Source organism: Oscillatoria sp. HE19RPO, from assembly GCF_024220515.1.
Taxonomy (GTDB): domain Bacteria; phylum Cyanobacteriota; class Cyanobacteriia; order Cyanobacteriales; family Laspinemataceae; genus Laspinema.
Window position 1 is genome coordinate 1 of sequence record NZ_JAMXOT010000122.1, and the last position, 9291, is coordinate 9291.

The following is a 9291-nucleotide window of genomic DNA, read 5'->3' on the forward strand; positions in this document are numbered from 1 at the left end:
GCAATGCTTGCGCCCCTGGGGCGCAAGCATTGCGCCCCTACACATACCTTCCTTTCAGTTCGTTTCAGTTCGTTCAACCTGTGGAGGATTTATATTTTGCAATCCCCTAACATTGAAATCGCTGTTTTAAAGCCAGAAGGGTCTCATGTCATCGTGGGATTAATATTCAATCCCGGGTTGAGCTTTAACCCCTTGTTCCCGAAACGGATGCTTGATGAGAGTCATTTCCGTTACTAAGTCAGCGCGTTCAATCAGGGGTGCCGGTGCGCCTCTGCCGGTGAGGATAACATGAGACTCCTCGGGCTTTTGCTCTAAACCAGCTAGGACCTCCTCCACAGGCAAATAACCCAGTTTGAGCGCGACATTAATTTCATCAAGCAGCACCAGTTTATAGTCCGGGTTGGTGATAAAACTTAAGGCTTTTTCCCAAGCTTGACGGGCTTTTTGAATATCCCGATCGCGGTCCTGGGTTTCCCAGGTGAATCCTTCCCCCATTGCGTGGAATTCTAGGCGATCGCTGAAGCGGCTGAAAATTTCCTTTTCCGCCGGTTCCCAAGCGCCCTTGATAAACTGGACGATCGCCACCCGGAATCCATGTCCCAGCGATCTCAACACCATCCCTAACGCCGCAGTGGTTTTTCCCTTGCCATTCCCGGTATTCACAATAATTAAGCCCTTCTCAGCCGAAGCAAGGGCCACCCGTTGTTCTTGGACCTCCTTGCGCCGCTGCATCTTTTTTTGATACTGACTGTCACTCCCAGAAGAGGAGAGGCGATCGCCCCGAGTCTCTCCCCCAGATAAATTTTCCCCTGGCACTAAATCAGCGTTGGTTTCCATAACTCCTTACTCCCTTGACTACCCCTCTTGCAGAATTTAGGAACCCCCCTCACCGGGTCACTCACCCGGACAACCGCTCCTCATTCATTAAAATGATGCAAGAAGTTTAATCTCTAGGGTAAATCGCCATTGGCGGATTTCACCGGAAAATTTCTAGCTCAAGCGTCCCATCAGAGGGTTCTACTGTCCCCTTCTCTGATTTCTGAGGTCGAAGGGTGGAGAAATGACGTTGAGTTTTTCTAAGATTAAGAATAGGTTAAAGGATGTAGGTTAAAAGATAAACAGGTTAAAAGTGGGTTAAGAGGCTTACACCTCCATCCCAGGATAACCCATCACCAAGGGCCCAGAAGAACACCCACCTGGATCCGCTTGGGTCAAAGCTGCTAATTGTTGATTCCGGAGGAAGCTATGACAGATAAATCGGATTTTCTCTATCCGCGCAGTCGATACTATGGCAAGTTTTCGCCCGAAAACTTGGCCTTTGATGCAAATTTACAAGAATTTGCTCAAAAAGTGAACTACATCTGTGGTTTGGAAACCGGCGGCAAAATCTCCCCGGATCAAGCCTACGAAGACATTAAGGGACTCTGGAAACAGCTTAAAAAGTCTAAAAAAGAGCTGGGAATCGGGGACCCCCCAATCCAACCGGAGTAAGACTGCCTGAGTGAAACATAGGAATTGAGAATTAAACGTTAAAGAGTTAAAAAGTATTAATGATTAACAGTTAATTCTTAATTCAAGTTTCCCTGACCCTGATTTGGGCAGGCATTGAGTCCCCAAACCCGATAAACTGACTTCATCCGTTTGAAGGGGTGATTGATTGTCCATGTTGCCGGTTAAACAAGCAGAAGAAATCATCTTAGGGTTAGTGCAACCGATGGATCCGGTTCAGGATCGGGAACAGGTTGAGTTGTTATCCGCCCGGGGGCGAGTGTTGGCAGAATCCGTGGTGGGAAGCTTAGATTTTCCCCATTGGGATAACTCCGCAATGGATGGATATGCAGTGCGCTATGAAGATGTCGCGGAGGTTCGTGGCGATCGCCCTATCCAATTGGAAATCATCGAAGAAATTCCTGCCGGGAAACCCCCCCAAAAAACCCTTGACAAGGGACAAGCGGCCCGAATTTTCACGGGTTCCATGATGCCACCCGGTGCGGATACGGTGACGATTCAGGAAGACACCCAACGCCAAGGCGATCGCGTGGAAATCTTATCCGCCCCCTCCCAACGGGGAGAATGGGTGCGTTATCAGGGTTCCTTTTACCAATCGGGAACTCCCCTGTTATCCCCAGGAATCGTCCTGAGTGCGCCAGATATTGCCGTTCTCGCTACGGCACAGATTACCCAAGTGCCGGTGTATCGCCGTTGTAAAATTGCCATCTTATCCACTGGGGATGAGTTAGTTGCTCCCGGGCAACCCTTAAAACCGGGACAACTGGTAGACTCAAATCAATATGCTTTAGCCGCTGCCATCACTGCCGCAGGGGGGGAACCCTTGCTGATGGGAATTGTTGGGGATCAACCCGAGGCACTGCAAAAGGCGATCGCCAAAGCGCTAACAACTGCCGATATCGTCCTCTCTACAGGCGGTGTCTCCGTGGGCGACTATGACTACGTTGAACAAATTCTGACCCAATTAAAGGGAACAGTCCACATCAAAAAGGTGGGGATTAGACCGGGGAAACCCTTAACCGTTGCGAGTTTTCCTCGGGAAGCGTCCACCTCCTCAGTCCTCTATTTTGGGTTGCCGGGAAATCCGGTTTCCGCCTTAGTCACCTTTTGGCGCTTCGTACAACCGGCGATGCGGAAATTCGCGGGGTGGAAGCAGGGATGGGAACCTCAGTTTTTAACGGCGCGATCGCAGCAAGAATTACGCGGAGGAGGACCCCGAGAAATCTATCTCTGGGGGAAAATCCACTGCATCGATGGCATTTACCAATTTGAACTAGCAGGCGGCAGTCACAGTTCAGGAAATTTGATTAATCTCGCCCAAACCACCGCCCTAGCAGTGATTCCGGTAGGAGTTTCCACCATTGCACCCGGGGACGCGATTCAAGTGCTGGCGATCGACAGGTAGCGACAACCGGCAGGGGTTCAAACCCCCGCCTAATAGCTAAAGTCGGTTAAAACCGACTACAGCAACAACCTTTATTTGTTCCCTCTGTTGTTCGTAGTAACGACTTCAGTCGTTCCCTCTTCAGTTCGTAGTAACCACTTCAGTCGTTCTTTTCTGAGTTCGTAGTAACGACTTCAGTCGTTCCCACCGCCATAAAAAAACCCGATCGCCCTATTCCTCATATTCATAAACCCGAGGGCGGACTTTCACCGGAGTGCGCTTTTTCAAGGGAGGAACCGCTAGAGGTTCCATTCCCACGCCTAGCTGTTTACCCGGTTCGATCGCTTGCAGTCCATCCAGAACCGCATCGCGAACCAGGGGTTCAGTTTCCCGAGACAACATCAGGCGAAAATAGTCAGCGATCGCCCGTCGTTCAGCAAGGGGGGTCATGGGTAGGGATTTAGTAATTTGTCGAACCGCAATCAGACGCTTGAGGGGGTCTGAATCGGTCAAATTCATCACCCTGGCATTGCGGTGAGTTGTCTCAGAACTCACTTGATGATTGAGTGCTTGCCAGACCAGTAAGATTAAAGTTGCCAAAGTCATGATTCCCTGGGCGATCGCTGCGGTTGCGAACCAGGGACTGGGGGATTCCAACCAGATAGAGACTGCCATGTAACTTCCGAGGGTGGCAAGTCCTCCCGTCCCCACAGCGACTGCCACCTGACGATTCGCACCGCCAAGAGACTGATTCAAGCGACATCGCACCTGATGCCAATTCCATCCTTGGATCATGTAAGTCGCCAACATCACCAGGACCCCGGCACCTGTAGCGACTAAGAGTTTCCAATTCCAAATCAGCAAGGCGATCGTCACCGTCCCCCCCAACAGCCAAGTGCCGTTTAAGCGGATTCGCATCGGTGAGCCAGTTTTGTCAACAAAGCCCTGCTTGAGAAGAGGGGGTACCCTCCATAACCCGTTAACCAATTGTTGCCACTGCGATAACCCCTTTGCCACGTTATTTTACCTATTTCGTCTGAGTCACAGAAACAAGATGGATATAGTGTACGATCAGATGGCATTTCTGGGAAGATCTTTGGGTAGAGATTGGGGAAATTGGGGAAATTGGGGGAATTTAATCGGACAGAGGAAAAGAAGCAGGACGAGTTTTCGTCTGACCCAATGCTGCAAGAGGCGATCGATTCTTAGATTGTAGCGAGGTTCACAGAACCCGTGAGTTACCAGTTTGAGGAGCAACCCGCCCCCTAATCTCTTCACTTGCCTAAACTTTGCAGAGACTGGTACATGGCTCTGAAAATTGGGCAGATTCTTTGCACTTTTTGACCGGATATATTTTCTAGTAGTTCTGATGAATGTCGCGCTTTATTATATCGAGAGGGTTGTTGAGCTTCTTGAGAAATTTGGGCTTGAGTTGAGGCTTCGACAATTTGTTCCGAAAGCTTCACTTGACAGACTCCAGTTTCAGGATTAAATCCGCCATACAGTTCCGGATTGTCAAAATCTAACTGAGCCACGTCTCGCAACCATTGCTTCATCCGAATCCATTGGTGTTGAGGAAAATCGCGGTGCTGACAGTTTCCCCAGTCGGCAATAATCCAAGACTCTATTTCTGGAGATGCAAATCCTACAATAATTTTGGGGTTAAATTGCACTTCATCTAATCGATTTTTCATCCGCTCGTCCAACGGTTCTTTAGCCTGAATCAGACTCCGGGTGACTTGTTGAATATAATTATTTTGGATCTGATGAAATCCTGGGGATTCTATATCATTACAGACTAACCCCTGCCATCGGCGGCAATCTAAGTCATCAATGACGAGAATGGCATCACATAAGCTATCCTTGAGCAATCGCTCTTCCAGAGATTTACGAGTGAAGAGAAACGATAGGCGTTCCGAGATAGCTCTGAGCAAATCACTTCCTGTGGTTGACCGGACTATAGGAACAGCACGATTAGGTTTTCCAATGGGTTTGTGAGCGAGTTGAGGGAGTTGTCGCTCAAAATGATATTCAGGAAATTCCTTTTGCAAAAGTTTGACTAAGCCGCTATACTCCGGTGGTCCGCCTCCGGCAAACAACCAAATTACCACGGCCAGCCTCCAATGCTGGGGTCCCCTACTCGATACAAATCACCTAACTCCCATCCTTCTTGCAAACGGGCTTTAAATTGCTCTTCTTGAATGCGATCGAGGGAGACCCATCCATCCGCCCTTAAGTTAAGAGATATCACAGAGTCTGAACGGTCTGTAAAACAGTCTAATAAATCTGGACTATGAGTTGAAATAATCACTTTAGTTCGTTGAGCAGCATAGTGAATCCATCCCGCCAAGATTTTCATCCAAGCTACATGAATCCCCAATTCAGGTTCATCAATGACCAGTAGGGAGGGAAGTTTCGGTGACAATAAAATGACAGCCCAGCATAACATTCTCACGGAACCATCGGACATATCTCGGAGATAAAACACCTCGTCTATCCCCTTGATTGACCACTCAAGGGTGAGATTCAAAAGCCCTGCTCGGGTGGCCCGAATGCGTCGGGTCATGGGAAATAATTGCTTGAATGCCTCGTTAAACCGCTCCTCAAAATCAAGACTTTCAGCCGAAAGTTGCTCTAACACGGCTGCTAGATTTTCGCCTGTTTCTGATAAGTAAGTATTCAAAGAGGTTGAGCTAATCTTGGGTTCAGCGTTACGAATTTTCTGGGAATTCATATTGTTGGCATTATAAAAGCGCCACCCTTTAATTTCTTGCAACAAGTGTTTACGAACTGCATAAATACTTGATTTTAGGAGAAGCTCCCGCACTTCTTCGTCTTCTTGAATGCGCTCATCGATACTCAAGAGACCGAGGGAATCAACAGGAAGATCGGAAATTCGTTCAAACTTACTGCCCTGATGGGGTTTTGAAATAGAAAAGACTCCAGAGCCGACGGACTGATCGTGAAATTTATAGTAATAAAAAGGCTCATCCACATCACCTATTATAGGTGAATAAAGATAGTCTTCACAAAGTTCTATCCGATTACTTGATTGGCTTACTAATAATTTAAAACCCAGATATATGGGTTTATTTCTTGTCTCTTCAATTCCACCAAACTCGTATTTCAAACTAACTTTTCCCGGTCGCTTTGTATTGAAAGAAAGAAGATGCGTTCCCCCCAAATAGTCACAAGCGTAAGCAAAACCACTGGTTGCCTCGGAATTTTGAGAAACCGAAAGGTAGAGGAAATTTAATAGACCCATTAAATTACTCTTTCCTGAGCCGTTTGGACCCACCAAAATGTTGAGAGACTTGAGTTCTAAGGGGGTGGAGTAAAAGTTTAAGTTTTTATAGTCTGTGGCGCAAATCGAGAGAAGAGACATAACATTATTCCATCCTTTTAGAAAAGTCTGGCAGCATCGCATTTTGCGATTCGAGGGAGAACCGGAATATCCAAGTCGGATTGCCTGGAAAACGCTGATATAGAGTAATTGCCAGATGAAAGCAGACATATTATATCCTTAAAAAGGATATAATTTTCGATTTTTCCCAGAGTACAGTAAAACCCGACAAGTTACCAGATTGATCTGTCCTGGGGAATTTTTGCGAAACGCTGGCTAAGATTGTGATGAGGTTCCCATAGCCTGTCCTCGGGACGCGACACAAACCGGCTGTCTGGGTTTCCCTGAGTCGCTGATCATCTCCCTGGTTTCGGAAAGGATGAGGCTCGCGTCAGTCCCAGAGGTCCAGAGGGGTTGTCGATGATCCGTCGCTACAAAATACACCGATTTAGGGCGTTGAGTAGGGGAGGAATTGGTTAAAATTTAAAGAGCTAACTTCTATTCAGGGAAGGTTAACCATTTCTCCCGAATAGATAGTGCCGTGGCGAGATGATGCCAATGAGTTCGTTATGTTAGCGCCTGATACTTAGAGTTAAAAACCGGGGTCAAACTCAGAATAAAAGGCGCTAACCGATGCCAATTGAGAGGGGGTCTCCCGACTATATAGCAAAGGAAAATCCCGCTAAGGTGATGTGACCATCGAAGGCATAAAAGGTGACCCGATGAATGTTTGGAACATTGACGATTAGTTCTGCATTCGGGGGAATTAAAGAGGGGGAACCGGCTAAATTGGGTCCGAGGGTTTCGACTTCGGCAATTTGTTCATCTTGTTCGTTGTAAGCGGAAAGAACAGTGCGCCGGGAACTGGTTACGAGGCTATTTACCAGATGAACGGGTTGGAGAAAGGTGACTTCGATCGCCCCGCTTTTGGGTGCACCCATGATGACAATCCGGCCTGATTTGCTGGGAAAAGCCGGATTAGAAGGGGCCAGGGCGATCGCATTGCTGAAAATGACGCCTTGGTTCTCAAATTGCCGTTCTACGACTTCAAAACAGTTTAAGGCTTCTAAATCTAAAATGATGCGCCCGATTTGCGGTTCAACTAGACTCAACTCGACAGTTCCTGGCTCTAAATTATCGGGAAAAGAGGCTACGGACGGAACTTGATTGAACTCGATCGCCGAGTCATGATTCCGCTTTTTGGGGAAATCACGGCTATAGGAATTAAATTGCTCTACCATTACTGCACGTTGACGCATCATCTTATCATTCCCTGTTAAAGTTACTTCTGGCTAATTCAGATGAACCCACCCTTGAGTGTTTGAACCCCAATCGGGCGATCGCCATCGTTTCCAGTGCGATCGTCAAACCCCATTCGGACATATCCGGGTAATGACACCCTTGGATCACGCCACAAGGGACACCATCACCCGTTGGGTTGCCACCGGCGATTTTCCCTTTTGGGAATTTGCCCGGTTGGTAAAGATGTTCACCCCAGAAATATTCTTTCGGGAAAAAATTAACCCTAATTTCCCAAACCGATCGCATGAGCCAAAACCACACCCTATATCTGGCTTAACTTCATCCCCCGATCCAGCCATCGGTCATCAGATTGGGTTACCCACAGTCCCGAACAAGCATGAGGGGTGACACCCCACACTGTAAATTATGTCGGATTGCGGCAATTTTAACAGCGCCCTACAAAATTATATCCAGAACTAAAACTCCCCCCAAATCCTTACAGCAGAGGGGTTTTAACCCGATATAGCCGGACTTGAGCGGATCCGGAGCTTTACGGAAACTTTATAAAATTAGATTAGGCTTGATAAATCCTTTGCATTTGAAACCCGTTTTCAGCAACAGAACCCAGGAGAGAGGGCCTAACTGAGTCAGGCTCGATCGCCTGGGTACCGAGGAAATTGTACAGTCCCAATGGAAGAATTATTATCTTGATATGAGGAGGTAAATTGATGTTTATACCCCCCGGTTTTGACCAGGGTTCAATCGTGACCTCCCTGGGTCGCATGGTTTACTATACCAACCGCCCGGAATTTTGGCAGGGTGGACCCTCTGAAAGTGGCGATCGCCCGACCCAACCGACATTACTCTTCCTGCACGGATTTGGTGGGGGGTCCTCCGCTTATGAGTGGTCGAAAGTCTATCCCGCCTTTGCCTCAGACTACCGGATCCTCGCCCCCGACTTAATCGGATGGGGACGTTCAGAACATCCGGAACGCAATTATCAAATAGAAGACTATCTGAATACCCTCACCGAATTTATCCAACAGACTTGTCCCGAACCTGTGGTGGCGATCGCCTCTTCCCTAACTGCTGCCTTCACCATTCGAGTGGCGATCGCCCATCCCGAGTTCTTCAAAAGCCTCATTTTAACCACCCCCTCGGGACTCTCCGACTTTGGGGAAAATTACACCAACAGCTTTTTCGCCCAACTGGTGAAAACCCCCATCCTAGACCAACTCTTATATCGGACGGGAATCGCCACGGAACTAGGAATTCGCGGTTTCCTCGAAAACCGACAATTTGCCAATCCGGACTTAATTTATCCAGAAATCGTCCAAGCGTACCTCCAGTCGGCCCTAGAACCCAATGGGGAATATGCGGCCCTCTCCTTCGTGCGCGGGGACCTCTGCTTTGATTTAGCCCGGGATATCCCCCAACTGTCCACTCCCACCGCCTTTATTTGGGGACGCCAGTCCCAATTTACCGGACCCGAAGTCGGCAAGCGTCTTGCGAGTCTTAACCCCTCGGCAATTCGGGAGTTCATCCAGCTTGAAACGGTGGGATTAACGCCCCAGTTGGAAGTTCCGGCAGTCACCATTGGTCTAATCCGCAGATTGCTGCTGGAACTCACTGAGCGATCGTCAGAATTTGCCCGGACTTAGGACAACTGTAAAGGACCAGAAACCGGGTTTCTTGCTCAAGTTTTTGCCAATTGTCACAAATTCAATGCAGAAACCCGGTTTCTTAACTGGGTAGGGGACCAGAAACCGGGTTTCTTGCTCAAGTTTTTGCCAATTGTCACAAATTCAATGCA

General features: G+C 48.1%; 9 protein-coding genes. 3 read left to right on the forward strand and 6 right to left on the reverse strand.

All coding sequences use genetic code 11. The features are described 5' to 3' along the window. Positions 1-159: 159 nt before the first annotated feature. On the reverse strand, positions 160-837 hold the full coding sequence (gene cobO / locus NG833_RS11735; RefSeq protein WP_254565473.1) for a cob(I)yrinic acid a,c-diamide adenosyltransferase: 678 nt from the start codon (positions 835-837) through the stop codon (positions 160-162). 408 nt (positions 838-1245) lie between these two features. Here cobO and NG833_RS11740 point away from each other — a divergent pair, with 408 nt between their 5' ends. Together NG833_RS11740 and glp are read left to right on the forward strand one after the other, a co-directional pair. Next, complete coding sequence (locus tag NG833_RS11740; protein ID WP_015150787.1) at positions 1246-1491, forward strand: hypothetical protein; 246 nt, start codon at positions 1246-1248, stop codon at positions 1489-1491. Positions 1492-1663: 172 nt separating this feature from the next. Then, on the forward strand, positions 1664-2914 hold the full coding sequence (gene glp, locus NG833_RS11745; RefSeq protein WP_254565474.1) for a gephyrin-like molybdotransferase Glp: 1251 nt from the start codon (positions 1664-1666) through the stop codon (positions 2912-2914). A gap of 210 nt (positions 2915-3124) precedes the next feature. Here glp and NG833_RS11750 read toward each other — a convergent pair whose 3' ends face one another. The 5 genes from NG833_RS11750 to NG833_RS11770 all read right to left on the reverse strand — a co-directional run bounded on the left by NG833_RS11750 (position 3125) and on the right by NG833_RS11770 (position 7799). Beyond that, entirely contained in the window at positions 3125-3811 is a 687-nt protein-coding gene (locus NG833_RS11750) for a hypothetical protein (protein WP_254565475.1), read from the reverse strand. A 356-nt stretch (positions 3812-4167) separates the two neighbouring features. After that, positions 4168-5004 carry a DUF4276 family protein gene (locus NG833_RS11755; RefSeq protein WP_254565476.1) on the reverse strand — a complete coding sequence of 279 codons (837 nt, stop codon included), beginning with the start codon at positions 5002-5004 and terminating at the stop codon, positions 4168-4170. Next, positions 4998-6407, reverse strand: coding sequence for an AAA family ATPase (locus NG833_RS11760; protein ID WP_309143848.1), 1410 nt, complete (start codon positions 6405-6407; stop codon positions 4998-5000). Before NG833_RS11760 ends, NG833_RS11755 begins: the two co-directional genes overlap by 7 nt. A 488-nt stretch (positions 6408-6895) precedes the next feature. Further along, positions 6896-7498: a hypothetical protein gene (locus NG833_RS11765; RefSeq protein WP_254565477.1), complete on the reverse strand. Its 603-nt coding sequence runs from the start codon at positions 7496-7498 to the stop codon at positions 6896-6898. A gap of 4 nt (positions 7499-7502) precedes the next feature. Continuing rightward, positions 7503-7799, reverse strand: a complete 297-nt coding sequence (locus NG833_RS11770; RefSeq protein WP_254565478.1) for a hypothetical protein — start codon at positions 7797-7799, stop codon at positions 7503-7505. Between the two features lie 407 nt (positions 7800-8206). Here NG833_RS11770 and NG833_RS11775 point away from each other — a divergent pair, with 407 nt between their 5' ends. Further along, on the forward strand, positions 8207-9139 hold the full coding sequence (locus NG833_RS11775; protein WP_254565479.1) for an alpha/beta fold hydrolase: 933 nt from the start codon (positions 8207-8209) through the stop codon (positions 9137-9139). Positions 9140-9291: the final 152 nt, after the last annotated feature.